This window comes from Actinomadura sp. 9N407, assembly GCF_044326315.1.
GTDB lineage: Bacteria > Actinomycetota > Actinomycetes > Streptosporangiales > Streptosporangiaceae > Spirillospora.
Genome location: NZ_JBIRAW010000012.1, coordinates 247716 through 273538, shown reverse-complemented (window position 1 = coordinate 273538; position 25823 = coordinate 247716). Strand labels below are relative to the sequence as shown.

At 70.5% G+C, this 25823-nt stretch carries 26 protein-coding genes; 19 read left to right on the top strand and 7 right to left on the bottom strand.

Translation table 11 applies throughout. From position 1 onward, the window contains the following. Positions 1–900 (bottom strand): serine/threonine-protein kinase (locus ACH34Q_RS21495; RefSeq protein WP_395984778.1); only part of this gene is annotated, 900 nt, incomplete at its 3' end. Positions 901–1066: 166 nt separating this feature from the next. Here ACH34Q_RS21495 and ACH34Q_RS21490 point away from each other — a divergent pair. The 5 genes from ACH34Q_RS21490 (at position 1067) to ACH34Q_RS21470 (ending at position 5589) form a co-directional block, all read left to right on the top strand. Further along, positions 1067–1507, top strand: a complete 441-nt coding sequence (locus tag ACH34Q_RS21490; protein WP_395984777.1) for a sterol carrier family protein — start codon at positions 1067–1069, stop codon at positions 1505–1507. Positions 1508–1619: 112 nt separating this feature from the next. Then, positions 1620–2255, top strand: a complete 636-nt coding sequence (locus tag ACH34Q_RS21485; protein WP_395984776.1) for a LamG domain-containing protein — start codon at positions 1620–1622, stop codon at positions 2253–2255. Between the two features lie 71 nt (positions 2256–2326). Beyond that, positions 2327–3829, top strand: coding sequence for an amidophosphoribosyltransferase (purF, locus tag ACH34Q_RS21480; RefSeq protein WP_395984785.1), 1503 nt, complete (start codon positions 2327–2329; stop codon positions 3827–3829). Between the two features lie 11 nt (positions 3830–3840). Then, the gene (gene purM / locus ACH34Q_RS21475) at positions 3841–4869 is read left to right on the top strand and encodes a phosphoribosylformylglycinamidine cyclo-ligase (protein WP_395984784.1); all 1029 of its coding nucleotides are present in this window, start codon (positions 3841–3843) and stop codon (positions 4867–4869) included. Between the two features lie 72 nt (positions 4870–4941). Further along, positions 4942–5589 (top strand): vancomycin high temperature exclusion protein, encoded by a 648-nt coding sequence (locus ACH34Q_RS21470; protein WP_395984775.1) that lies wholly within the window; start codon positions 4942–4944, stop codon positions 5587–5589. A gap of 85 nt (positions 5590–5674) precedes the next feature. On the opposite strand, the gene ACH34Q_RS21465 is transcribed toward ACH34Q_RS21470, so the two are convergent. Together ACH34Q_RS21465 and ACH34Q_RS21460 are read right to left on the bottom strand one after the other, a co-directional pair. Further along, positions 5675–5887 carry a DUF3073 domain-containing protein gene (locus ACH34Q_RS21465; protein WP_395984774.1) on the bottom strand — a complete coding sequence of 71 codons (213 nt, stop codon included), beginning with the start codon at positions 5885–5887 and terminating at the stop codon, positions 5675–5677. Positions 5888–6195: 308 nt separating this feature from the next. Continuing rightward, entirely contained in the window at positions 6196–7305 is a 1110-nt protein-coding gene (locus ACH34Q_RS21460) for a Leu/Phe/Val dehydrogenase (protein WP_395984773.1), read from the bottom strand. 159 nt (positions 7306–7464) lie between these two features. Between ACH34Q_RS21460 and ACH34Q_RS21455 the strand changes: the two genes are divergently transcribed. Next, positions 7465–8319 (top strand): hypothetical protein, encoded by an 855-nt coding sequence (locus ACH34Q_RS21455; RefSeq protein WP_395984772.1) that lies wholly within the window; start codon positions 7465–7467, stop codon positions 8317–8319. Between the two features lie 318 nt (positions 8320–8637). Further along, entirely contained in the window at positions 8638–8841 is a 204-nt protein-coding gene (gene bldC / locus ACH34Q_RS21450) for a developmental transcriptional regulator BldC (protein WP_012850682.1), read from the top strand. Between the two features lie 427 nt (positions 8842–9268). On the opposite strand, the gene ACH34Q_RS21445 is transcribed toward bldC, so the two are convergent. Continuing rightward, a complete protein-coding gene (locus ACH34Q_RS21445; protein WP_395984771.1) occupies positions 9269–9949 on the bottom strand; it encodes a TetR/AcrR family transcriptional regulator in 681 nt (226 codons plus the stop codon). A gap of 299 nt (positions 9950–10248) precedes the next feature. Here ACH34Q_RS21445 and ACH34Q_RS21440 point away from each other — a divergent pair, with 299 nt between their 5' ends. The 4 genes from ACH34Q_RS21440 to ACH34Q_RS21425 all read left to right on the top strand — a co-directional run bounded on the left by ACH34Q_RS21440 (position 10249) and on the right by ACH34Q_RS21425 (position 14055). Further along, a complete protein-coding gene (locus ACH34Q_RS21440; protein WP_395984770.1) occupies positions 10249–11331 on the top strand; it encodes a LacI family DNA-binding transcriptional regulator in 1083 nt (360 codons plus the stop codon). A 152-nt stretch (positions 11332–11483) separates the two neighbouring features. Then, on the top strand, positions 11484–11717 hold the full coding sequence (locus ACH34Q_RS21435; protein WP_395984769.1) for a hypothetical protein: 234 nt from the start codon (positions 11484–11486) through the stop codon (positions 11715–11717). A gap of 65 nt (positions 11718–11782) precedes the next feature. Next, positions 11783–12610 (top strand): N-acetylmuramoyl-L-alanine amidase, encoded by an 828-nt coding sequence (locus tag ACH34Q_RS21430; RefSeq protein ID WP_395984768.1) that lies wholly within the window; start codon positions 11783–11785, stop codon positions 12608–12610. Then, the gene (locus tag ACH34Q_RS21425) at positions 12607–14055 is read left to right on the top strand and encodes a methyltransferase (protein ID WP_395984767.1); all 1449 of its coding nucleotides are present in this window, start codon (positions 12607–12609) and stop codon (positions 14053–14055) included. The genes ACH34Q_RS21430 and ACH34Q_RS21425 overlap by 4 nt, the downstream gene beginning before the upstream one ends. 1 nt (position 14056) lies before the next feature. Here the strand turns inward: ACH34Q_RS21425 and ACH34Q_RS21420 are convergent, their stop codons facing one another. Further along, positions 14057–15127, bottom strand: a complete 1071-nt coding sequence (locus ACH34Q_RS21420; protein WP_395984766.1) for a quinone-dependent dihydroorotate dehydrogenase — start codon at positions 15125–15127, stop codon at positions 14057–14059. A gap of 215 nt (positions 15128–15342) precedes the next feature. Between ACH34Q_RS21420 and ACH34Q_RS21415 the strand changes: the two genes are divergently transcribed. After that, positions 15343–15519 carry a DUF6243 family protein gene (locus ACH34Q_RS21415; RefSeq protein WP_395984765.1) on the top strand — a complete coding sequence of 59 codons (177 nt, stop codon included), beginning with the start codon at positions 15343–15345 and terminating at the stop codon, positions 15517–15519. A gap of 59 nt (positions 15520–15578) precedes the next feature. On the opposite strand, the gene ACH34Q_RS21410 is transcribed toward ACH34Q_RS21415, so the two are convergent. Then, entirely contained in the window at positions 15579–16679 is a 1101-nt protein-coding gene (locus ACH34Q_RS21410) for a hypothetical protein (protein WP_395984764.1), read from the bottom strand. Positions 16680–16920: 241 nt separating this feature from the next. On the opposite strand from ACH34Q_RS21410, the gene ACH34Q_RS21405 reads away from it, so the two are divergent. The 7 genes from ACH34Q_RS21405 (at position 16921) to ACH34Q_RS21375 (ending at position 24544) form a co-directional block, all read left to right on the top strand. Continuing rightward, positions 16921–17883, top strand: coding sequence for an SCO0930 family lipoprotein (locus ACH34Q_RS21405; protein ID WP_395984763.1), 963 nt, complete (start codon positions 16921–16923; stop codon positions 17881–17883). A gap of 391 nt (positions 17884–18274) precedes the next feature. Then, complete coding sequence (locus tag ACH34Q_RS21400) at positions 18275–19624, top strand: extracellular solute-binding protein (RefSeq protein ID WP_395984762.1); 1350 nt, start codon at positions 18275–18277, stop codon at positions 19622–19624. Positions 19625–19637: 13 nt separating this feature from the next. Beyond that, entirely contained in the window at positions 19638–20579 is a 942-nt protein-coding gene (locus ACH34Q_RS21395; protein ID WP_395984761.1) for a carbohydrate ABC transporter permease, read from the top strand. Beyond that, entirely contained in the window at positions 20579–21409 is an 831-nt protein-coding gene (locus ACH34Q_RS21390; RefSeq protein ID WP_395984760.1) for a carbohydrate ABC transporter permease, read from the top strand. The genes ACH34Q_RS21395 and ACH34Q_RS21390 overlap by 1 nt, the downstream gene beginning before the upstream one ends. Positions 21410–21426: 17 nt before the next feature. Next, positions 21427–22752, top strand: a complete 1326-nt coding sequence (locus ACH34Q_RS21385; protein WP_395984759.1) for an ABC transporter ATP-binding protein — start codon at positions 21427–21429, stop codon at positions 22750–22752. A gap of 5 nt (positions 22753–22757) precedes the next feature. Next, a complete protein-coding gene (locus ACH34Q_RS21380) occupies positions 22758–24017 on the top strand; it encodes a DUF4032 domain-containing protein (RefSeq protein WP_395984758.1) in 1260 nt (419 codons plus the stop codon). 32 nt (positions 24018–24049) lie between these two features. After that, positions 24050–24544 (top strand): DinB family protein, encoded by a 495-nt coding sequence (locus ACH34Q_RS21375; protein WP_395984757.1) that lies wholly within the window; start codon positions 24050–24052, stop codon positions 24542–24544. Positions 24545–24587: 43 nt separating this feature from the next. Here the strand turns inward: ACH34Q_RS21375 and ACH34Q_RS21370 are convergent, their stop codons facing one another. Next, complete coding sequence (locus tag ACH34Q_RS21370) at positions 24588–25802, bottom strand: Ig-like domain-containing protein (RefSeq protein ID WP_395984756.1); 1215 nt, start codon at positions 25800–25802, stop codon at positions 24588–24590. Positions 25803–25823: the final 21 nt, after the last annotated feature.

Sequence of the window (25823 nt, the reverse complement as noted above, 5' to 3'; positions counted from 1 at the left end):
GGCGGGGGCGGGGGCCGAAGGTTCGGAACCGCCCGCGAGGGCCCGGCCCTCGGCGACCAGCGATTCCGGGATCCGGTCGGCCAGCGGGCCCGAGCCGTCCAGCAGCCGCCCGAGCAGCGCGGCTGCGGTCGGGCGCTTGGCCGGCTCCTTGGCGAGGGCGTCCGCGACGATCCCGCGCAGGTAGAAGGGCAGCGCCGTGATGTCCGGATCGTCGTACATGATCCGCTGCATGACCTCCGACGGCGCGTCGTCGCCGAAGGGCGGCCGCCCGGTCGCCGCGTACAGCAGCGTCGCGGCCCAGGCGAACACGTCGGCGGCCGGGCCGATGTCGACGCCGCTGAGCTGCTCGGGGGCCTTGTACGAGGGATGCTCGCCGGCCCGGCCGGTCGGAGCGGCGTTCACCGCGTCCAAGGCCCCGGCGAGGCCCGCGTCGGTGACCTGGGGGCCCTTGCGGCCCAGCAGGACGTCCCCGGGCTCGAAGTCGTGATGGACCGCTCCCGCCCGGTGGACGGCGGCGAGCGCCACGGCCGTGCCGACCGCGAGCCGTTCGACGACGGCGGCGCCGCGCGGTCCCTCGTCGGCGACCAGTTGCAGCAGCGAGGGCCCGTCGACCCACTCGCCGACCACGTACGGGCGGTCGCCCTCGACATCGGCGTCCAGGACCGCGGCCGTGCAGAAGCCGGACACCTTCCGTACCGCGGCGAGCGCACCGGTGAACCGGGCCCGGGCGGCGGGCTCGCCGCTCACCCGCAGATGCAGCAGCTTGATCGCGACGGTACGGCCGGACGGGTCCCGGCCGAGGAAGACGGCGCCGTGCTCACCGACGCCGAGCCGGCCCGTGATCTCGTACTCGCCGAGTCGGCTCGGATCACCGGGCTGCAGGGGCAGCGCCTCGGCCATCTGGACAACCTCCGTGCTTCTCCCGCCGGGGAACCGTTCCCCGGCGGTTCCCCCGGATATCTGGCGTTCGGTGCACCGGCGCGGACATCCTCCCACCGGCCGGGGGGTACCGGTGCCAGGAACGGCGGGAGGCGGCCGGAGGGACCGGGACGGTAGCGTCGCACCCGTGTCGCGAACACCTCTCACCCGCGCCGTGCTGGACGAACAGCGCAGCGTACTCGGACTCCCGCCGTACGGCGGCACCGACGAACCGGCCGAGCTCCGCCGCTCCGCTCCGGCGGCCGTCCTGGCCGCCTACGACGCGGGCACCGAGCCGATGCGGCCGGTCCTGCGGGGGGCCGTGCGCCATCTGCTGGACCGGCTCGCCGAGCTGGCGCCCGGACGGTCGGTGGAGGTCCGGGTGCCTCCGTACGCCGCCGTCCAGTGCATCGACGGGCCGCACCATACCCGTGGTACCCCGTCGAACGTGGTCGAGATGGACGCACACACCTGGATCGTTCTCGCCACCGGCCGCCTGACCTGGGACGAGGCACTGAACGGAGGACTGGTGCGAGCCAGTGGCCCGCGGGCCGATCTGACCGGCCATCTCCCGGTTCCCACCGGCTGATCCGGCTATTGAATCGGCGTCTGATTTGGGGCCTTGCCCCCGCGCCCGGACGCTGACAGCGTGGGGATCGTACGCACGAACGGCCGGGGGCACGGCATGGAGGGATGCCGCCATGCTCATCGCGCACTGGACCTTCGACATCGAGACGATCGACGGCCGCAGCGTGGCCGACGTCCAGGGCGGGCCCGCCGTGACGCTGGGCGAGTCCGTGGAGATCGTGCCCGGCCGGGACGGTGAGGCGCTGTCCTTCGACGGCCGGGGGCGGGCCATCGTCCCGGCGGTACCGCAGCTCGTGCTGAGCCAGATCTTCGGCTTCGCCCTGGCCTTCCACGTCAACGTGGCCGAGGGACCGGACGGCGAGTGGCGCGGCCTGTTCTACAAGCCGGTCGGCGAGGACGACGCCCGCAGCGCCGGGATGTGGCTCTACCCGGACGGCACCCGCCTGCGGACCCAGCTCTTCACGATCAAGGGCCCCGACTACGTGGACAGCCGGAGATCGCTGCCGGTCGGGGAGTGGGCGCATGTGGCCTTCGTGGTCAACTCCGACGGGATGTTCCTGTATATCGACGGTGAGCTGGATGTGGCCGTCCCCCTGGAGCACGCGGTGGTCCCGCTGTCCGGCCCGATCTCCCTGGGGAGCGAGCCCGGGAAGCCGGGCTTCACGGGGCTCCTGGACGACTTCCGGGTGTACGCGTCGGCCCTGGACGAGTCCACCATCCAAGCCCTCGCCCACCCCTTGCCCGACTGAGGCCAGGCGGGGCAAGGCGATCCGCGCCGCCTTGGGGCCGCCGTTCCGGCGGGTAAGGGCCGTTCCAGGTGATGCGCCGATCGGAGCAGGTGAAGGGGGCACCTAGACTGGCGGGCGTGCCTCTCGGTGATGGACAGTTGAGCCACGACCTCGACCCCTCGGACCGCTCCCCCAAGGACGCTTGCGGGGTCTTCGGCGTATGGGTGCCTCCGAGCGAGGCGGATCGTGCCGAAGTCAGCAAGCTCACCTACTACGGCCTGTACGCCCTGCAGCACCGGGGCCAGGAGTCCGCCGGCATCGCGGTCAGCGACGCCTCCCGGATCGTCGTCTTCAAGGACATGGGCCTGGTCTCCCAGGTCTTCGACGAGTCCGTCCTGAACACGCTGCGCGGCCATCTGGCCGTCGGCCACTGCCGCTACTCCACGACCGGCTCCCCGACCTGGGAGAACGCCCAGCCGACGTTCCGTTCGACCGGCGCGGGCGGGCTGGCGCTGGCGCACAACGGCAACCTGATCAACACCGGCGAGCTGGCCGACCGGCTCCCTCCCGGCGTGCTGACCGCCACCACCGACACCGAGGTCCTCACGGCCCTGCTGGCCCCGCACGGCGGGGGCGACCCGATCGCCGCCGCCCGCGAGATCCTGCCGACCGTTCGCGGCGCGTACTCCCTGGTCTTCATGGACGAGCACACGCTGTACGCGGCCCGCGACCCCGAGGGCGTCCGCCCGCTCGTGCTGGGCAGCTTCGAGGACGTCGGCTGGGTGGTGGCCTCGGAGACCGCCGCGCTGGACATCGTGGGCGCCAAGTTCGTCCGGGAGGTCGAGCCCGGCGAGATGCTCGCGATCGACGCCGACGGCGTCCGGTCCGAGCGGTTCGCCGAGGCCCGGCCCAAGGGCTGCCTGTTCGAGTACGTCTACCTGGCCCGTCCCGACACCACCATCGCCGGCCGCAGCGTCCAGGCCACCCGGGTCGAGGTCGGCCGCCGGCTGGCCCGCGAGCATCCGGTCGAAGCCGACATGGTCATCCCCACGCCCGAGTCGGGGACCCCGGCGGCGATCGGCTACGCCGAGGCCTCCGGAATCCCGTACGGCCAGGGCCTGGTCAAGAACTCCTACGTCGGCCGCACGTTCATCCAGCCTTCGCAGACGATCCGCGAGCTGGGCATCCGGCTCAAGCTCAATCCGCTGCGCGAGGCGATCGAGGGCAAGCGGCTGATCGTGGTGGACGACTCGATCGTCCGCGGCAACACCCAGCGCGCGATCGTGGCCATGCTGCGCGACTCCGGGGCCGCCGAGATCCATGTCCGGATCTCCAGCCCCCCGATCTCGTGGCCCTGCTTCTACGGGATCGACTTCGCCACCCGGGCCGAGCTGATCGCCGGGGAGCTCTCGGTCGAGGGCATCCGCGACTCCCTGGGCGCCGACTCGCTCGGCTTCATCTCGCTGGACGAGCTGATCGCCGCGTCCCGGATCCCCAAGGACGACCTGTGCCGGGCGTGCTTCGACGGCGTCTACCCGATCCCGCTGGACGAGAGCGCGCGCGGCAAGCACCTGCTGGAACCTTCGACCACGTGAGCGCGGGAGATATGAGCACGTCCTACGAGGCGGCCGGCGTCGACATCGCGGCGGGCGAGCGCGCCGTGGAGCTGATGAAGGCCCGGGTGGCCCGGTCCCGCCGCCCCGAGGTCGTCGACGACGCCAGCGGCTTCGCCGGCCTCTTCGACGCCTCCGCGTTCCTGCGCTACCGCCGTCCCCTGCTGGCGACCTCCACCGACGGCGTCGGCACCAAGGTCGATCTGGCCCGCCGCCTGGGCGTGTACGACACCGTGGGGCACGACCTGGTCGGCATGGTGATCGACGACCTGGCCGTCTGCGGCGCCGAGCCGCTGTTCATGACCGACTACATCGCCTGCGGCAAGGTCGTCCCCGAGCGCATCGCGGACATCGTCGGCGGGATCGCCGACGCCTGCGCCCTGGCCGGCTGCGCACTGGTCGGCGGCGAGACCGCCGAGCACCCCGGACTCCTGGAGCCCGACGAGTTCGACCTCGCCGGAGCCGGTACGGGCGTCGTGGAGGCCGACGAGCTTCTCGGCCCCGAACGCGTACGCCCCGGCGACGTCGTCCTGGCGATGGGCTCCTCCGGCATCCACTCCAACGGCTACTCCCTGGTCAGGCACATCCTCGCCACCACCGCCCTGACCCTGGAGTCCCAGCCCGCCGAGCTGGCCCGTGCACTCGGCGAGGAACTGCTCACCCCGACCCGCATCTACGCCCAGGACTGCCTGGCCCTCACCCGGGCGGGCGGCGTACGTGCTTTTTCTCACATCACCGGCGGCGGGCTGGCGGCCAACCTCGCCCGCTCGCTTCCCCCCACGGTGGACGCGACCCTGCGGCGCTCCTCCTGGACCGTCCCGCCCATCTTCGAGGTCCTCCAGAAGGCCGGTCAGGTCCCGACGGCCGAGATGGACAAGACGTTCAACATGGGCGTCGGCATGGCCGCCATCGTCGCCCCGGACACCGCCGACGCCGCCCTGCGCCTCCTGGCCGACCGCGGCGTCCCCTCCTGGACTCTGGGCGAGATCGTCCCCGGCACCGCCAAGGCCACCCTGTCCTGACACCCGGCCGCCCCCGGGAACTTCGAGCGGGGATCGGGCGTCACACGGGGCGTGATCCTCAGTTGGCGGTCGGTGCGGCGCTGGACGGGGCCCCTGACGGTCCTGAGCGGCCTGGTGGCGTACGGAGTGATGGCTCCCCTTGGCTGGGCCTACGCCGACACGGCGCGCTACAGGAAGCCCGTACAGGACGTCCCGGCGACACAGGTGGCGCTGGTCCTCGGCGCCGGGATCTGGGGTGACCAGCCGTCGCTCTTCCTGGCCCGCCGCCTGGATCTGGCCCTGGACCTCTACCGGCGGGGCAAGGTCAAGGCCGTGCTGGTCTCGGGCGACAACCGGGTCGCCGGTTACGACGAGCCGACCGTGATGCGCGACTACCTGATGGCCGAGGGACTGCCGGAAGGCAAGATCGTCCGGGACTTCGCGGGCCTGGACACCTGGGATTCCTGCGCGCGGGCCGAGCGGATCTTCGGGGTACGGAGCCTGACGGTGGTGACGCAGAACTTCCACCTGCCGAGGGCGGTCGCCCTCTGCCGGGCGGCCGGCCTGGACGCGTGGGGCGTCGGCGACGCGAGCCCGCCGGAGATGAACGCCACGGTCATCGGCTACGGCCGCGAGCCCCTGGCGATGCTCAAGGCGATGGGAAGCCTCGCCACCCGCCCCGACCCGGCCCTGCTGGGCCGCCAGGAACCCGGCGTACGAGAAGCCCTCGCGGGCTCCTGACCGACAGGCGGCGACTCGCCGGTCGGACAAAAGACTTCGCCACCGCCCGCGGGGTGTACGCGCGGGCGGTGGCGTGGCCGGACGGTCAGGAGCCGGTACCTTCCTTGCGGTCCTCGGTTCCCTCGTCGGCGTAGTCGGCGTACTTCTCAGCGAGCTCGTCGTAGGCGTCGTAGTCGTCGCCGGCGGGGTCGGAGACTCCCAGCTCGTCCTTCAGGCGGTCGAGGTCCGTGTTGCCGCCGTTGTACTTGAGCTGGCGGGCTACCTTTACCTGCTTGGCCTTGGCTCGGCCGCGACCCATTGGCTCGACCCCCTCGATGGTCAGGGCTTTCGTGGGCCCATCAACGCGCGCGTGTACCACACGAACCGATGCCTGATGAGCCATGCGTCAGTCACGGATACAACCGTACCCGTTTTGCGCCCGGCTCGGTACATCGTCGGTACGTGGCGGCACGCCCGTTGCGGAGAAACACCAGTGTATCCGCTACCCGCGAGCCACCCGACTTCGGTCAACAGACCTTGAACCGGGCAGTTCGGAGGGTACGGCCGGACGGGACCGCAAGCAAGATCACCCGCGCTCCCGTCCGGCCGGAGATCACCGTCCGGCGGTCACAGCCAGATGCCGCGCAACCGGCCGATGGCGGACATCCGGCGCTCGGCCAGGCGGTCGGCCGCCACCGCCGGCGGCACGCCCTCCTCGGCGGCCAGCGCGAAGATCCGCCGGGTGGTGTCGAAGATCCCGGTGGCCCGGGACTTGGCGCGGTCGAAGTCGAAGCCCTCGATCTCGTCCGCGACCTGGATCACGCCGCCGGAGTTGACCACGTAGTCGGGGGCGTACAGGACACCCCGATCGGCGAGCTGCTTCTCGATGCCCGGATGGGCCAGCTGGTTGTTGGCGGCACCGCAGACCATCCGCGCGGTCAGCGCGGGAACGGCGTCGTCGTCCAGCGAGCCGCCGAGCGCGCAGGGGGCGTACACGTCCAGGTTCGCCCGGATGAGGGCGTCCTTGTCGGCGACGACCTGGACCTGCGGATGGCGGGTGCGCACGCGTTCCAGGGCCGCCTCGTTGACGTCGCAGACGACGACCTCGGCGCCGTCCTCGCGCAGGTGCTCCACGAGCCGGTGGCCGACCTTGCCGACGCCCTCGACTCCCACCCGCAGTCCGCGCAGGGTGGGGGCGTCCCACAGTGCCTCGGCCGCGGCCCGCATGCCCTGGAAGACCCCGAACGCGGTCAGGATCGAAGAGTCTCCGGCACCCCCGTGCGCGCGCGTACGACCGGTGACGAAGCGCGACTCGCGCGCCACGATGTCCATGTCCTCGCTGTACGTGCCGACGTCGCACGCGGTGTAGTAGCGCCCGTTCAGCGACTGTACGAACCGCCCGTACGCCCGCAGGAGCCCCTCGGACTTGACCGTCGCGGGATCGCCGATGATGACGGCCTTGCCGCCGCCGTGGTCCAGCCCGGCCAAGGCGTTCTTGTACGCCATGCCCTTGGACAGGTTCAGCGCGTCCGTCAGGGCCTCGTCCTCCGACCCGTACGGGTAGAAGCGGGTGCCGCCCAGCGCGGGGCCGAGCGCGGTCGAGTAGATCGCGATGATCGCACGCAGGCCGCTGGCCTCGTCCTGGCAGAAGACGACCTGCTCGTGCGTCCCGAACCGGGAGGCCGGGGATTCGGTGGGTGCTGTGCCCTTGTGGGGCGACCCGAAGACATTAGGCACGGTGGTGCCCTCCTCTCTGTCTCACGATCAGACTAAGGGTGAGACGGGTCACCCGAGTGACGAGGTAACACAGCGGTCTCGGTGGCGGCGTACCGGCGAGAGGCATGTCACTATGCGGTTGTGCTTCCGTACGCCGCGTACCTACGGGTATATGAGCCGGTGACCGCCTTCCCCGAGCCCGCCAGGACCCTGTGGACGGCCTATGCCGACTCCAGGCGGCGCCCGCGGCGCGCCCACGCGCTGGAAGCCGAGCACGGCGAGGCGAAGCTCCGCCTCGTGGCCGCCCCGCCCATCGTGGCCCCGGAACGGGAGAGCGGCGACGCCTACATCCGGCGTTCGCAGGACATGGTCTACGTCTGCCCCTGGGAGACCCGGCTGCGCTCGTGGCTCGCGTTCGCCCGGTTCAGGGAGGAGACCCCGTCCCGGCTGGCGGGCACGTACGTACCGGCGCCGGTGGCGCACCAGGTGGAGGAGGCCTTCGAGCGCTGGAAGCAGGCCGGCCGCGGGACGCGTCCCCACATCCGGACCAGCAATTGGCACGTGCCACTGTCGTGGTTCGTGCCGTTCGCCGCGTCCGAGCGGTGCCTCATGCTCGGCCCGCCACCCCCTGCGGCACCGCAGGGCGGCGAACCCATCGGCCGCGGCCCGGTGACCGCGTCGGCGACCCGCACGCTCATGTACGTCACGTCGATGCGGGAGGCCCGGAGCCGGATCGACGCCGCGCTGCCCGCCGTACGCGACCACCTCGACCACGACTCGGGGCTCGCGGCGGGCCGGATCGAGACCCTGGCCCACTGGCTGGCGGAGTTCCATCACGAGGCCCTGGTCGAACTCGACTACGGCGGCCTCGTCCACCTGCTGGACGACCGCACGCTGAGTACCGACGAATCGGTCGCCGAGGTCGGGGTGGCGCTGACCGCGATGACACGCGGTGAGGTCGAACTCTGCGTCGCGATGTACAAGCGGCTGCTGGCCCGCTGGCGCCCCGTCCGGGCGCTGCGATCGGCGAACTGAGCGCCCCTGGACGCGCAGGTGAGCAGGGCCTCGCTTGGACGTACTGAACAAATTTCCCGAATCTGCGCGCGATACGACTATACGTGTCGCTAGAATCACGCAGCGTGACCCAGTGGCCATGAAGGCGCGGGGTTCCGGGTGATCGCGGGGGATGTTCTCACGCAACTATCGCCAGGAACTTGCTTGTCGCGTTGAGTGGTGGCAAGGTTACACGTTGTGATGTCATAGTGGCTCTTTCGGGCCATAGGGGACATCAGTGACCGCGCGAGATCAATCGCAGGATCGCTGTCATCGGTCCACGGAGGAGAGGCCGCACACATGTCAGCACGTACGCCAGAGGCCGAGCCCCTGCTCACACCGGCAGAGGTGGCGACGATGTTCCGCGTCGACCCCAAGACCGTCACGCGCTGGGCGAAGGCTGGAAAGCTGACGTCCATCCGGACGCTGGGGGGTCACCGGCGCTACCGCGAGGCTGAGGTGCGAGCGCTGCTCGCGGGAATCCCGCAGCAGAGGTCGGAGTAACGACACTCCGGCCGGCGAGCGCCACGGCACTCGCCGGCCGCACACGGCGCACCATGAGGGGGGCGGCCAGGAGAACGCTGAACCACCCGGTTCAGGGCTCTCCTGGGCGATGGATCCGGGACCACGATCATCCGAGAATCGCGGTCCCGGGTCCTACTTATGGCGAGCGCCAGCTGCGCTCCTCGCCTGGCGGCTCGTCGCTTGTGGCGCTCGCGGCTCGCGCTGGCATCGCTTCGCGATCAGCGAGATCTCGCCTGAACGGCATTGATCTCGGCTGGGCCTTCGGACGCGCTCGCACGCCTTGAGGTCCGCACCACCTGAGCTGCCTGCTGAGGTTGCTGGACAGGTGGTGAGTGTGAGCCAAGGTCGTTGAGTGCGAGCCAAGGTTTGGCGTGCACGACAGCGGACGAGGTTGCTGGGGACGCGGCTAGGAGTCGAGCTCTTGGCGGGTGAGGTCTTCGAAGAGGACGCCTATGGTGGGGTCGTGGGTGCCGGCTACGTGGAGCAGGACGATCAGCTGGTCGACCAGCAGGCGCTCCAGTTGGGCGCGGGTCACGTCGCGGGTCTCGAGCCAGTCCAGGCCGGCGGTCTCCACGGAGGCCATCCAGGAGCGCAGGGTGATGCGCAGGACGGGCTGCGGGGTCTCCACGTTGAGGGCCTGCAGGATCCGGCCCAGCAGGAGGCGGCGGATGCCGTCGACGATCTCGCCCACTTCGCCGGAACGGTCGGCGGGGCCGCCGCGCAGGAGCGCGGCGTAGCCGGCGGCGTGGCTCTCGACGAAGTCGAAGTAGCGCTCGAGGGAGATCCGCAGCCGTTCCAGGGGCTTGCCCTCTGTCGGGATCTCCAGCAGGACCGACAGCTGCTTGGCCGCGCTGCCGAGGGCGGCGAGGTAGAGCTCGTACTTGCCGCCGAAGTAGTGATAGACCAGCGCGCGTGAGGCGCCCGCGGCGGCGGCGACGTCGTCGATGGAGATGTCCTCGGGCGGCCGGGTGCTGAACAGCTCCAGCGCCGCCTCGATCAGTTCGTCCCGGCGCTCGTCGACGCTCAGCCGCCGGCGGGCCCGCTGCCCGTTCTTCGGCTTGCTTGCGGCCGTAGCGCGTTCTCCCACCCAGGAAGAGTATCGGAGGGCGCGACCCGAACCGTGCGCACGCGGTGCTCGCGGCCGGACGCGCAGGGTGATCAGGGCGCTTTTTCGCACTGTGATCGACTAATTCCGTGTCTGTGATCCAGCACACCACATGCCCGAACTGCCATTGACGGCTGGCCGTTACTCACTGTTGCGACGAGCCGGGGCGAAGGCGAGGCATCATGGCATCTCCCCCCGAGCGGGGGGAGGCGCGCCCGGTCATCGAACGGTCCCGGAGCGCCGAGGCGGCAGGTCCTGCAGGCCCCCCTGGACGGAGTGCCATGTCAGCTGGTGAAGGTAGTAGTCCCCCGCGCGAGCGTGTCCCGCTGCCACGAAGCGGTGAGGTTCGGTCACTGCCCGTGTCCAAACCCACGATCCGTAACGTTGCCGAACGTGCGGGCGTGTCCAAATCCCTGGTCTCGCTGGTGATGCGCGGCTCCCCCCATGTGAGCGAACGGCGCCGCCAAGCCGTGCTCCAGGCCGCCCGCGAGCTGGGGTACCGGCCGAACGCGGTCGCGCGCAGCCTGGTCGAGGGGCGGACCCGGTTGATCGGCGCGATCGTGGCCGACCTGCACAACCCGTTCTTCGCCGAGTTCCTCGACGGGCTGCAGGAGTCGCTGCACGGCGAGGGGCTGCGGATGCTCGTCGGCAGCGGGCGCTGGGACCCGCTGTTCGAGGCGGAGGCCGTCGAGGCGTTCCTGGAGATGCGGGTGGACGGGCTGGTGCTGCTGAGCGTCGTGCCCGATTCGCTCAAGGACGCGGCGGCCAGCGTGCCGGTGGTGGTCGTCGGCGAGCGTGATGTCGTCGGGGTCGACATCGTGGTCGACGACGACGAACTCGGCGCGAGCCTGGCCGTTGACCATCTGGTGGATCTGGGCCACCGGCGGATCGCGCATATCGAGGGGGCTCGCTCGACCACGGCGCATTACCGGCGGGCCGGGTACGAGAAGGCGATGCGGCGGCACGGGCTGGCGGAGGAGATCGTCGTGGAACCCGGCGACTTCACCGAGGAGGGGGGCTACCGTGCCGCGCGTGCCCTGCTGTCCCGGGGAAGGAGGCCCACCGCGATCTTCGCTCCCAACGATCTGGTGGCCACCGGTGCCCTGTCGGCGGCCGACGAGCTGGCGCTTCCCGTACCCGAGCAGGTCTCGATCGTCGGGTACGACAACACCCATCTCGCGGCGATCCGGCATATCTCGCTGACGAGCGTGGACCAGCCGCGCCGGGACATGGGACGGGTCGCGGCCGAGCTGCTGACCGCGCGGATCGACGATCCGCAGCGGGCGGCCCGGCAGAACCTGGTGGTCCCGCATCTGGTCGTACGGTCCACCACGGGTCCGGTGCCCCAGCCCGTCACCCATTGAGGTGCCCCCGGTGCCCCGCGCGAAGGTCGATCATTCCCGGCCGCAGGTAAGGGGATGGCCAAGGTCGGTGGATTCGGCGGGTCGCGGGGCACCGGTGGCGGGTTAATGGGTGGACCGTTCGGCGGACCATGTTCACCAGGGGGGTTGAGTCCGTGCGTGATCCGGAGTTGGTGTCGTTGGCGCAGCGCGCGGCGGGCGAGTTGGAGCAGGCGTGGTCGGAGTGGCGCCATGCGCGCGGGCTGGCCGAGGAGTTCTCCGAGTCGGTCGCCAGCTATGTGGCCCATTCGATCGACCATCCGTGGGGACGTCCCCGCGTGGTGCTCGGCCTGGACGCGGAGGAGGCTCGGGCCCTCGCGGCGCTGCTCGGCCGGGAGCGCTCCGTTTGACGTACGCATGCCGGTGTGCAAACTGGCAGGGTCCATAACGGAGTCGTCACAGGGGGACGGGCCCAATGCGAATTCACCGGCGCGGTTCGACCGCGGCGGCCTTGGCGCTCTGCCTCGGCGCGCTCACCGCGTGCGGTGGCGGTTCCACGCCGCAGGGGCAGGGGTCGAGCGTGCCGCCGCCGACGTCGGAATCGACCACGCCGAGCGGGGCGCAGAAGCCGGCCGAGGGGGCCGCGCTGCGGGGCAGGACCATCGTGATCGACCCCGGGCACAACGGGGCGAACGGCGAGCATCCGTCCGAGATCAACAAGCAGGTGAAGATCGGCAACGGCAGCAAGGCGTGCGATACCACCGGGACCGCCACCAATGCCGGCTACAACGAGCACGCCTTCACCTGGGACGTGTCCAACCGGCTGGCCAAGCTGCTGAAGGCCAAGGGCGCCAAGGTGTATCTCACGCGTAAGAACGACACCAGCGTGGGGCCGTGCATCACCGAACGGGCCGGGCTCGGCAACCGGGTCAAGGCGGACGCGGCGCTGTCGGTGCACGCGGACGGCGCGCCGGCCTCCGCGCACGGGTTCCACATCATCGAGCCGATCGCGGTCAAGGGCTTCAATGCGGAGATGGTCCCCGACGCCCATCGGCTGGGCGTGGCGCTGCGCGACGCGTACCGCGCCGGTACGGGCATCCCGTACTCGAACTACCGGGGCAAGAAGGCCCTCGACCCGAGGGACGACCTGGGCGGGCTCAACCTGTCCAAGGTGCCGAAGGTGTTCATCGAGTGCGGCAACATGCGGAACCCGTCGGAGGCGGCCAAGATGTCGAACGCCTCGTTCCGGCAGCGCATCGCCGACTCGCTGGCGTCGGGCTTCGACGCCTACTTCGCGTCGTGACCGATGCTCTGCGGCGGCTCGGTGCCGCCCTGGAACGGGCCGAGTACACGGTCGACGGCGTGCGGACGCTGCTGGGGCCGGTGGCGGGCGGGGCGCTCGCGCGGGACGAGATCGTTCCGGCGCTGCGGGCGTCCGGTGGCGGGTCGCCGCTGGAGACGCTGCTCCGGCTGTTCTGGCTGCAGGTTCCGGTCGCGGGCGGCGGGCTCGTCGATGAGCTCGTCGCGGCCGGTTTCGCGGAGGTGTCCGGGGACGAGGTCCGGGCGCGGCTGCGGGTCGAGCCGGTGGAGGGTGACGGGCATGTCGGCTACGCGGTCTCGGATCTGAGGGTCCGGCCGGGCAGCGGCGGTACGGTCCGGCCCGATCATGTGGTCGGTACGGGCGGTGCCTCGGCCAGCCTGGCCCGGCTGGCCGTCCACAGCCCTGTGGATAACGTGCTCGATGTCGGCACCGGCTGTGGAGTGCAGGCGCTGCATCTGGCCGGGCGGGCGGGGCGGATCACCGCGACCGACGTCAACCCGAGGGCGCTGGAGCTGGCCGCGCTGAGCGCGGGCCTGTCGGGGGTCGGCGAGGTCGAGTTCCTGGAGGGCTCACTGCTGGAGCCGGTCGCCGGGCGCCGGTTCGATCTGATCGTCTCGAACCCGCCGTTCGTGGTCGCGCCGCCCGGTCCCCGGTACGTCTACCGGGAGTCGGGCCTGCCGGGGGACGAGTTCTGCCGGCGCCTGGTCGTCGAGGCTCCGCGGTTGCTGAACGAGGGTGGTCAGTGCCGGTTCCTGGCCAATTGGCTGCAGGTCAAGGGCGTTCCGTGGGAGGAACGGGTCGGTGGCTGGATCGAGGAGTCCGGCTGCGACGCGTGGGTCGTCCAGCGGGACGTCCAGGATCCGGCGGAGTACGCGGAGCTGTGGCTGCGCGATTCCGCCGAGGCGGGCACGCCCGAGTACCGGCGGCGGTACGACGCATGGCTCGATCATTTCGAGCGCCATGACGTGACCGGCATCGGCTTCGGATGGATCGCCCTGCGGACGCCGGCGGGCGGGCGGCCCGCGACCCGGATCGAGGAGTTGCGGCACGCGGTCGAGGAGCCCGTCGGTGCCTACGTCGCGCGGATCCTGGACGGGTTCACCGGAGCCAGAAACTTTTCCACAGCCTGTGGAAAGTCACTGCGGGCCGTGGCCGGTCTCGTCCAGGAGCAGATCGGCCCGCCCGGAGCCGAGGACCCCGAACGGATCGTCCTGCGGCAGCGCGACCGGCTCCGCCGGGCGGCCGGGGTCGGGACGGTCGAGGCGGCCTTGGCCGGGGTCTGCGACGGGTCGCTCCCGCTGGAGCCGCTCCTGGACGCGATCGCCCAGCTGATGGGACTCGACCAGGCCGAGGTGTGGGCGCACGCGGAGGCCGTACTGCCCGAGCTGATCGCCGACGGCTTCTTCGAGTTCGCCCCAGAGGGATAGCTCAGCGGCGCGCGTCGTCCAGGGTCGCGAACGTGCTGGCGCGCAGCCGCCGGGACAGCTCGCGCTGCGTGCGGCTCGCCCAGAGCGGGCCGCCGTAGATCATCGCCGTGTACGCCTGGACCAGCGTGGCGCCGGCCCGGATCCGTTCCCACACGTCGTCGGCGCTCTCCACACCGCCGACCGAGACCAGGACCAGCCGGTCGCCGGTACGGGCCCGCAGCCGGCGCAGGACCTCCAGCGAGCGGGCCTTGACCGGGGCACCGGACAGCCCGCCGGTCTCCTTGGTCAGCTCGGGCGCGCTGGCCAGCCCCTCACGGCCGATCGTGGTGTTGGTGGCGATGATGCCGTCCAGGCCCAGTTCGAGGGCCAGGTCGGCGACCGCGTCCACATCGTCGTCGGCCAGATCGGGAGCGATCTTGACCAGCAGCGGGACACGCCGCGCGGTCGCCCGGTCGGCGGCCTCGCGGACCGCGGTCAGCAGCGGCCGCAGGTGCTCGACGGCCTGCAGATTGCGCAGTCCCGGCGTGTTGGGGGAGCTGACGTTGACCACGAGGTAGTCGGCGTACGGGGCGAGGCGCTCGGTGCTGGCGACGTAGTCGGCCGCCGCCTCTTCCTCCGGTACGACCTTGGTCTTGCCGATGTTGACCCCGACGATCGTCCCGGGCTTCCGGGCCCGCAATCGGGGCATCGCGGCGGCCGAGCCCTCGTTGTTGAAGCCCATCCGGTTGATGACGGCGCGGTCGCGCGGCAGCCGGAAGAGGCGCGGACGCGGGTTGCCCGGCTGCGGCCGCCCGGTGACCGTGCCGATCTCGACATGCCCGAACCCGAACCCGCCCAGCGCGTCGTACGCGACGGCGTCCTTGTCGAAGCCCGCAGCGAGCCCGAGCGGGCCGGGGAACTCCAGGCCCAGTGCCCGTACGGTCAGCGCCGGATCGCGCGGGGCGAGCACCCGCCGAAGCAGTGCGGGCGCGCCCGGCAACGCCTGGATCAGGCGCAGCGCGCGGAGCGTGAGGTGGTGCACGGTCTCGGCCGGCATCCGGGAGATGACCAGTGCGAACAGGAGTCTGTACATCGGGATCGATTCTCTCAGCCCGGATAACCGGTTGGGGACCCAGGCCCTCCTTGCCTACCCTGGCACGCATGACGACCTACCAGCCCGTCTGCCAGTGGCGGGCCTTCCCGAAGCGCATCTACCGAGACCGGGCCGGCTCCCTCCGGTAGGGATCAGCCACTGATCCCTGTGCCGGAGCGACGTGCACACCAGCTCATCGCACAGGGAGTGAACACATGGCCAAGAGCCGAAACGGCATGCTCGGCGTGGGCGGCCAGCGCAAGAAGATCTCGCGCAAGGCCCTCCGCGGACAGGCCGGGGGCGCTGCCCCGTCCAGCGATGGTGCCGCGACCAAGAAGGAGCTGCTGAGGAAGATGCGCGAGCGCAACGCGACGCGCGACTCCGAGGCGTAGAGATTCCGCGAGCCGCCGTACCGGTGTCACCGGTACGGCGGCTCGCTTCCTTTTCGGCTTCAGCCGCGGAAGGCGCGGCGTACCTGGAGGCGGACGTCGCGGCCGGTCTGGCGGATCGGGCCGAAGACGTTGCGGCGCATCCAGGCGGACGTACCGCGCCAGCTGGAACGGACGCCCCGGCCGACCGGGAGGAGCACGGCGTTCTTGACCGCCCGGGACGGTGCCATCACGAGCGTCCGCCACAGCCAGGCGGCCGACTGGCCGATCGGACGCAGCAGGTAGCGGTACAGGGCCACGGCGGGGATCACGAACAGGATCCGGCCCAGGACGGCGAACAGGCGGCCGAGCATCCGCCAGGCCCAGACGATCGCGCCGGCGAAGATCGCGCAGACGGCGGCGATCCCGGTTCCGGCCTTGCGCGCCAGCCAGGCCAGGCCTGCCAGCGGCGGGCGCAGTACGTACCGCCATAGGGCGACGGCCGGGATCACGATGAGGATCTTGCCCAGGAACGCCAGTGCGGCGCCGATGGCCTTGAACAGCCAGACGGTGCCGTGCCACAGGGCGACGGCGGGGATCACGAGGAGGATCTTGCCGAGGAAGGCCAGCCCGGTTCCGAGGCCCTTGAAGAGCCAGACGGCGCCGTGCAGGAGGGCGGCGAGGGGGCGGACGAGGAGCAGGTTGAGGCCGGCCCCCAGGAAGGCGACGACCGGGGCCAGGAACGTGGTGTAGAACCAGCCGGTGCCGCGGCCGAAGAGGCGGAGGCCGCCGAGGAGGACGGTCACCGCCAGCCAGTGGAGCGGGCCGTACACGCCGTTCATCCAAAGCCAGGCGATGCCCGCGCCGATCGGGCGCAGGATCGGGTGCAGCACGGCCATGTACGCGGCGCGCAGGGCGCGGCCGAGCCACCGGGGCGACCGCATCAGGCCACGGAAGAGCGTCGCCAGCAGGTCGTACGCGAGCCGTACCGGAAGGACGATCACCACGGCGATCACCCGGGCCGGCAGGACGATCCAGGCCGGGCCCGCCTGCGTCGGCCGTACCCGCGACGGTGCCGACGCCGGCTCGGGCGCCAGGGGTGTGAAGAGTGAAGGTGCAGGTGGGGCCTTGGTGAGGTCGATGGGTGGGACGTCCGTCGCCTTCTGCAGCGGCCCCTCGTTCATTCGCCGTGCTCCGATGCCGGTTGCCGAGCCGCGTGACCCGGAGGGTTCCGGGAAGCGGCGATCACTCCATCTTGGACGTTTCCGGGACGTTCCGGGTTCTTCAGCGCGGGAAATGAACCAGTTCCCTCCCGCCTCGCGTACTGCTCCTCGATCCGGGAGAGCGGTGCGGCTGCTCCGCCTCGATCGAACATCCGGGCCCGGCCGGTCACGGCCGGAACCCGACTCGACTGGGAGGACAGACATGGAATTCCCACGGTGGGCGATCCCCGTGGCGGCCGTGATGAGCGCCTCCGGGCTGCTCCTCACCGGCTGCGGGCAGGAGACCACGGGGACCCAGAACGCCGGGGCCGGTTCGAGGCAGTCCCCGGCGGCCGACCCGTCCGCCGATCCCTCGGCCGAGCCGGAGGTGAAGCCCGCCACGCTGGAGGTCGCCAACGTGGACGAGCTCGGCAAGGTCGTCACCGACGGGGAGGGGCGCACGCTCTACCGGTTCGACAAGGACACCTCCCGCCCGCCCGCCTCCACCTGCGCGGACGCCTGCGCCAAGGCATGGCCGCCGGTCATGACCGGGCAGGGCGAGGTCGAGCTCAAGGGCGTCGACGAGAACCTCATCGGGAAGGTCCGCCGCCCGGACGGCCAGTGGCAGGTCACGCTGGGCGGCTGGCCGCTGTACCGGTACGCCAAGGACGCGAGCCCCGGTGACGTCAAGGGGCAGGGCGTGGGCGACACCTGGTACGCGGCGGCGCCCGACGGCAAGAAGGCGGCGGCGCAGCCGCAGCGGGAGCAGGGCGGCGAGGACGAGGGCGGCCGGTGGGCCGGCTGGACGGTCATCAAGGTCAAGCAGGACCCCGCGCTCGGCCTGATCGTGACCGATGGCAAGGGCCGCGTGATGTACCGGTTCGACAAGGACCGGGTGAAGAAGACCAACTGCTTCGGCGACTGCAAGAAGGCATGGCCGCCGGTCCCGTTCACCAACTGGAAGAAGGTCAAGGTGGAGGGCGTGGATCGCAAGCGCGTCGGATTCATCGAGCGCAAGGGCGACCCCGCCTGCCAGCTCACGATCAATGGCTGGCCGATGTACTACTTCGCCAAGGACGAGCAGGCCGGGGACACCAAGGGCCAGGGCGTGCAGAACGTCTGGTGGGCCGTGTCGCCGCAGGGCAACAGGATCACCACGGCCGTCGGCGGTGGCGGCGGCTACTGAGCCCCGCCCCGTACCGGAACGCGCTGACCAGGACGTGTGTACCGGCAGGGGCTTACCAACACGGGGGGAGCATCGGCGGCGGTCACCTGAGTGATCGCCGCCGCACAGACGAAGGCGTGGAGATTCGCGGGTCGGTCGGGGTCCGCGGGTCTCCGCGCCTTCTCCTTTCCCGGTGATGCCGGCGGAAGATATGCGTCCGATATGTGGCCGATGTCGGGCGGTTTCCCTTGTGCCGTACGTGGCCGGTGAGTCGTGTTTTGATCACCATGGCGCGGGTACTTGATCACCACTCTCGACAGCTTCTGAGTCGGGTGTTTGAGTAGAGAACGGTCTCGCTACGCAATGCGGCCCGGCGAAGTGCCCGCACGTGGTGGGAACTTCTGGAGGTCCGATGGTCGAACGAACGAGGACCAGGACCCGGACCCGGTACGGGGGACGCCGGGGTACGGGCAGGGGCGCGCGAGCCGGCCGGAGCGTGGTCGCCGTGGCGCTGCTGGCGTCAGGGATGGCGGCCTGCGGCGGCGAGAGCGGGCCGCCGAAACTCACCTGGTACGTCAATCCCGACAACGGCGGGCAGGCGCGGCTCGCGGAGTCGTGCACCAAGGCCGCCGGCGGGAAGTACCGGATCACCACCTCGGTGCTGCCGAACGACGCGACCCAGCAGCGCGAGCAGCTCATCAGGCGCCTGGCCGCCAAGGACTCCGGGCTCGACATCATGAGCATGGACCCGGTGTTCGTGGCCGAGGCCGCCAACGCCGGGTTCCTGCGGCCGTTCCCGGCGAGTGAGGCGGGCCAGTTCACGCAGGACGTCTTCCCGCCCGCCGTGGAGAACTCCACCTGGGAGGGCAAGCTCTACGCCGCCCCGTTCTGGGCCAACACGCAGGTCCTGTGGTACCGCAAGTCCGCCGCGCGGAAGGCCGGGATCGATCCCACCGCCGCCGACTTCACCTGGGACAAGCTGATCGACGGCGCGGCGCGGGCCGGGGTCACCGTCGGGGTCCAGGCCAACAAGTACGAGGGCTACATGGTGTGGATCAATGCCCTGATCGAGTCGGCCGGCGGGCGGATCATCAGCGCCGCCCAGCGCGGCGACGACGCCACGATCGAGATCGGCTCCCCGGCCGGCCGGCAGGCCGCGGCGGTCATCGCCAAGCTGGCCGGGTCCGGGGCCGCCTCGCCGACGATGTCCACCGACGACGAGGAGGCGGCCCGCAACCTGCTCAACAGCCCGCGCGGCGGCTTCATGGTCAACTGGGGCTACATCTGGCGGGCCCAGAACGGCGACGCCAAGGACGGCGTCATCGACAAGAGCATCCCGGGCGACATGGGCTGGGCCCGCTATCCCCGGGTCTCGGCCGACAAGGAGAGCAAGCCACCGTTCGGAGGCATCGAGCTCGGCATCGGCGCGTACGGCAAGTACAAGGACACGCACGCGGTCGAGGCGGTCAAGTGCATCACCTCCGCCGACAACATGAAGAAGTACATGCTCGACTCCGGTAACCCGGCCGCCCGGGCCGCGGTCTACGACGATCCGGAGATCAAGAAGGAATTCCCGATGGCCGGGCTGATCCGCGACTCGATCAACGCGGCGGCGCCCCGTCCCATCACCCCGTACTACACCGACGTGTCCGGCGCCGTGCAGAGCCGCTGGCACCCGCCCGGCAAGGTGAACCCGGCGACGACACCGGCCGAGTCCGCCACGTTCATCCGCCAGGTCCTGAACGACGAGGCCCTGCTATGACCGGAGGTGCCCCATGACCGCAGTGAAGACGGCTCCGGCGAAGGGCCCCGGCGGCGGGAAGAAGCGGGCGGAGGTCTCCGACCGGGGCCGGTCCGAGCGCAGGCTGGGCCTGATGCTGGCCGCCCCGGCCGTGATCGTCATGCTGCTGGTGACCGCGTACCCGCTGTTCAACGCGCTGTACCTGTCGCTGTTCAGCTACCGGATCACCTCGCCCGAGGACCGCGAGTTCGTCTGGTTCGCCAACTACGTCACCGCGCTGACCGACCCGCTGTTCTGGCAGAACGTGTGGACCACGTTCGTCATCACCTTCATCACGGTGGCGGTGGAGCTGGTGATCGGCTTCGCGCTGGCGATGGTGATGCACCGGGCGCTGTTCGCCCGCCGGACGCTGCGGACGGCGATCCTGCTGCCGTACGGCATCGTCACCGTGATCTCGGCCTTCGCCTGGCTGTTCGCCTTCGACCTGCAGTCGGGGTTCGTGAACTCGTGGCTGGGCCTGGGCGACTTCGACTGGTTCGGCGGCCGCTGGTCCTCGCTGTTCGTGATCATCCTGTCCGAGATCTGGAAGACCACCCCGTTCATCTCGCTGCTGCTGCTCGCGGGCCTGGCCCAGGTCCCGCGCGATCTCGGCGAGGCGGCGACGGTCGACGGCGCCACCGCCTGGCAGCGGCTGTGGCGGGTCACGATCCCCAACATGAAGGCGGCCATCATGGTCGCGGTGCTGTTCCGCACCCTGGACGCCTGGCGGATCTTCGACAACGTCTTCATCATGACGGCCGGCCAGAACGAGACCGAGACGCTGTCGTTCCTCACCTACCGGCAGACCATCACCCGGACCGCGATCGGGCTGGGCGACGCCGTCGGGGTGCTGCTGTTCCTGTCCGTGCTGCTGATCGCGGTGATCTTCATCAAGGGGTTCCGGGTGGACCTGTCCCAGGTACGGGGTGATCGCTGATGGAAACGACCCGCTCCAAGGTGCTGTGGATCGTCGGCGCGATCCTGATCCTGGTCTGGTCGATCTTCCCGATCCTGTGGATCGTGATGCTGTCGTTCAAGCGGCCCGGCGAGATCGGCAACCAGAAGGGGTTCCTGCCCAAGGACTGGACCTGGGAGAACTACCGGACGGTCTTCTCCACCGACCTGTTCACCTCGGCCCTGATCAACTCGATCGGCATCTCGCTGATCGCCACGTTCGTCGGGGTGGTGTTCGCGACGCTGGTGGCGTACGCGATCGCCCGGCTGGAGTTCCCCGGCAAGAAGATCATCCTGTCGTTCGCGCTGGCCATCGCGATGTTCCCGGTGGTCTCCCTGGTCGGGCCGCTGTTCAACCTGTGGCGCGACATCGGCCTGTACGACACCTGGCCCGGCCTGATCATCCCGTACATCTCGTTCGCGCTGCCGCTGGCCATCTGGACGCTGTCGGCGTTCTTCCGCGAGATCCCCTGGGAGATGGAGCAGGCCGCGCAGGTGGACGGCGCCACCAGCTGGCAGGCGTTCCGGAAGGTGATCGTCCCGCTGGCGGCGCCCGGGGTGTTCACCGCGGCGATCCTGACGTTCTTCTTCTGCTGGAACGACTTCGTCTTCGGCATCTCGCTCACCTCCAGCGACGCCGCCCGGCCGGTGCCGGCCGCGCTGGCGTTCTTCACCGGTGAGTCGCAGTTCGAGCAGCCCACCACCGCGATCTGCGCGGCCGCGGTCGTGGTGACCGTGCCCGTCGTGATCATCGTCCTGCTGTTCCAGCGCCGCATCGTGGCCGGGCTGACGTCCGGCGCCGTCAAGGGATAGGAATAGGGAGCCCATTCATGGCCGCCATCTCCATGCAGAACATCGTCAAGCAGTACGGCGACGGGTTCCCGGCCGTGAACGACGTCAGCCTGGACGTCCAGGACGGCGAGTTCATGATCCTGGTCGGCCCGTCCGGCTGCGGCAAGTCCACCCTGCTGCGCATGATCGTGGGCCTGGAGGACATCACCTCGGGCCGGATGCTGATCGGCGGCAAGGTGGTCAACAAGATCGCGCCGCGCGAGCGGAACCTGTCGATGGTCTTCCAGAACTACGCCCTCTACCCGCACCTCACCGTGTACGAGAACATCGCGTTCCCGCTGCGGCTGGCCAAGACCTCCGACGACGAGGTGCGCCGCCGGGTCACCGAGACGGCCGAGCTGCTGGAGCTCACCGAGCATCTGGAGCGCAAGCCCGCCAACCTGTCCGGCGGGCAGCGGCAGCGGGTCGCGATGGGGCGCGCGATCGTCCGGCAGGCCGACGCGTTCCTGTTCGACGAGCCGCTGTCCAACCTGGACGCCAAGCTGCGCGGCCAGATGCGCACCGAGATCTCCCGGCTGCAGCGGCGGCTCGGCGTGACCACGGTGTACGTCACGCACGACCAGACCGAGGCGATGACGCTCGGCGACCGCGTCGCGGTGTTGCGCAAGGGCCTGCTGCAGCAGGTCGGCAGCCCGCGCGAGCTGTACGAGCAGCCCGCCAACCTGTTCGTCGCCGGGTTCATCGGCTCCCCGTCGATGAACTTCCTGCCGGCCACGGTCGTGGACGGCGAGCTGGAGACGCCGCTCGGCCGCTTCGAGATGGACGAGCGCAAGGCCGCGGCCGTGGGCGACCGCGAGATCGTGCTGGTCGGTGTCCGGCCGGAGAACTTCGAGGACGCCGGGCTGGTCTCCGACGAGAAGCGGGCCCGGGGCGTCGTCGTCCGGGCGCACGTGGACGTCACCGAGTGGCTGGGCAACGAGCAGTACGCGTACGTCCCGTACGAGGCGCCCGCCGACGTGGCCGCGCAGCTGCGGGAGCTGTCCCGGGAGCTGGACAGCGACCAGATGCGCACCCAGGCGGTGGTGTCGCTGGACGCGGCCAGCCTGATCAACGCGGGCGAGGAGGCCGATCTCTGGATCGACACCGGCAAGGTGCACATCTTCGATCCGGCGACCGGCGACAACCTGACCCGGGACGAGGAGCGGGTGGCCGCGCTCGGCAAGCGCGCCGACCAGGCCAGGGAGGCGCAGCGCCGTGCTCAACGCGGCGACGAGCCGGCCGGGCCCGGCGCCGGTGCCACGGCCTCCGCCGGCGAGACCTCGCCGGAAGCGCCGGCCCCTGAGCCGGGCAAGGGCGGCGACTAGGGACGATGCACTTCGTCTTCACGCCACCGGCGGACACGGCCGCCGGCCTGCTGGACCTTCCGTGGCGCGAGCCGCTGGAGGAGTGGGCCGACGACCGGCTGGTGGAGATCCGGCAGCGCGGGCTCTCCCGCCATGTCGTGCGCTTCGTCGCCGACGGGGAGCACGTCTACGCCCTGAAGGAGCTGGACGGGAGGCTCGCGCGCCGCGAGTACCGGCTGCTGCGCGCGCTGCGCGATCTGAAGGTCCCCGCCGTGGAGGTGCTCGGCGCCGTCGTGGACCGTACCGACCACGACGGCGGGGACCTGGACGCGATCCTGGTGACCAGGTTCCTGGAGTTCTCCAGCTCCTACCGGGCGCTGTTCGCCAACCCGCGCGGCGGCCACCCCACCGACCTGCTGCTGGACGCGCTGGTCGAGCTGCTCGTACGGCTCCACCTGGCGGGCTTCATGTGGGGCGACTGCTCGCTGTCGAACGTGCTGTTCCGGCTGGACGCGGGCGCGTTCGCCGCGTACCTCGTCGACGCCGAGACCGCCGAGCTGCATCCGTCGCTCAGCGAGGGCCAGCGCAACTACGACGTGAGCCTGGCCAGGGAACGGATCGCGGGCGAGCTGTTCGATCTGCAGGCCGCCGGGACGCTGCCGCTGAAGACCGACCCGATCGGGATCGCCGACGAGACCGTCCGCCGGTACGAGGCGCTCTGGGACGAGCTGACCCGTGAGGAACTGCTGCACCATGACGACCAGCGGTACCGCATCGGCGAGCGGATGCGGCGGATCAACGAGCTGGGCTTCGACGTGGACGAGGTCGAACTCCTGGACGCCGGCGGCCCCGACGAGTCCCGCCTGCGCGTCCGCACCCGGGTCGCAGAGCCGGGCCACCACCGCCGCCTCCTCCTGAGCCGCACCGGCCTGGTCGCCCAGGAGAACCAGGCCCGCCGCCTCCTGAACGACATCGCCAGCTACCGCGGCTACCTGGAACACGAGACGGGCCGCCCGGTCCCCGAGGTCGTCGCCGCGAGCAAGTGGCTGGCCAACGTGTACGAGCCGATCGTCCAGGCCATTCCCGACGAGCTGCGCGACCGCCTGGACGAAGTCGAAGTGTTCCACGAGGTCCTGGAACATCGTTGGTTCCTGTCCGAACGGTCGGACCGCGACGTCGGCACCCGCACGGCGGCCCGCGACTACTTCCGCAGCGTCCTTCCGAAAGTCCCCATCGAACTGACCCTCACCGCCGGGAAGACCCGCCCCCAACGCCCTGCCCCATGACCGCAGGGCCTGTGGCTCTATCGTTGCGGGGCATGGACACCCTGCCGTCGCTGGAGCCCGCCGTCTTCCACGCGGCGCTCCGCGCGCAGTTCGAGACGTTCCTCGACGAGCACCGTTCGAAGATGCACGACAGCCTCAACGGGTTGACGGAGGAGCAGGCGCGCCGCTCGCTGGTGGCGTCCAAGACCACCCTGCTCGGCCTGGTCAAGCACGCCACGTTCGTCGAGCTGGTCTGGTTCGACGAGGCGATCACGTGCCGCTCCCGCGCCGAGATCGGCATCCCCGACACCCCCGACGAGTCGTTCGACCTCGATGACGGCGACACGGTCGCCTCCATCCAGCTCGCCTACCGCCGGGCATGCGAGGCGTCCCGCCGTGCGACGGCGGACCTGACGCTGGACGACCTGACGCAGGGCAACCGCCGCGGCCCGCTGCCGCTGCGCTGGATCTACCTCCACATGCTCCGCGAACTGGCCCAGCACTGCGGCCACGCCGACATCGTCCGCGAACAGATCCTCAAGCCTTAGTCCCTGCCGGCCCGCACACCCTCGGTCGACTCGCCCGAGCGGGTTACTGGAGGGCGCTGCCCTGCTTCCACTTCGTCCACGACAGCTGCCAGTACGACCAGCCGTTGGCGTAGTCGAGCTTGCGCTTGGTGCCCTTGATGTCGACGATGTCGCCCGGCTGCACGTTGTTGTAGAACCAGACCGCGTCCTTGGTGGGCTGCCGGACGCAGCCGTGGCTGCAGTTCTGCTTGCCCAGGCACCATTCCTCGCCCGAGGTCTGGTGCAGGTATTCGCCGCGGCTGGAGATGCGGACCGCGTAGCCGATCAGCTCGTCGTAGTAGCCGGGATCGCCCTTCTTGCGGCCGGGCGAGACCATCCGGACCGGGTTGTCCTTCTCCATCGTCATGTGGACGCCGCTGCTGGTGGTGTACTCCATCGTGCTGGCGTTGCCGCCGCTCACCTTGACGGTACGGGCCTTCTTGCCGTCCACGGTGACCGTCATCTTGTGCTTCTTCAGGTCGACCTTGGTGATCCGGGACTGGCCGATCTCGAACGTCCGGGTCAGGTCCTTCATCCCGTACAGGCCCTTGGCTGCACGTACCCCCGCCAGCCGGGCGGTCAGCGTCACCTTCTGGTGCGGCTGCCAGTACGTCTTGGGGCGGTAGATCACCTTCTGGTGTCCCATCCACCGCCAGGCGCCCTCGACCGGCTTCTCGGCCTTGACCTCCAGCGCCTTCTCCACCTCGGCCTTGTTGTGCACCGCGCGGTCGAAGTCGAGGATGATCGGCATCCCGACGCCGTAGTCCTTGCCCTGGTTGCCCTCCAGGATCCAGTCCAGCGAGGCGGCGAACGTCGCGTCCGGCTTGAAGGTCCGGAACGTGCTGGCGGCCTGCGACGCGGCGCCGGCGGAGTTCTTGGCGGTGGCGTTCACCGTGTACGTGGACGCGGGACGCAGCGTCCAGCGGGACCGCCACTCGGTCTTCTGGGCGTTGAAGTCGCCCGGGACGGCCTTGCCCTTGAGCTGCAGGTTCACCGACTCCAGCGCGCCGCCGGTCGCCTTCACGACGACGTCCTGGTCGGGCCGGGCCTTCTTGGTCCCCTGCGCGGGAGTGATCGTCACCTGGGCCGGGGCCACCTGGGTGTCACCGGCCGCCGTCGTGCCCTTTTTGCTGGTGTCGCTGCACCCCGTCAGCACCAGGACACCGGCCAGCAGCGTCGCTCCGGCCACTCGCAGTGGATTGCCTCTACCGTTGATCCGCACCAGCGCCACCCCGAGCACGCTCCCGCAACCATATGAAGG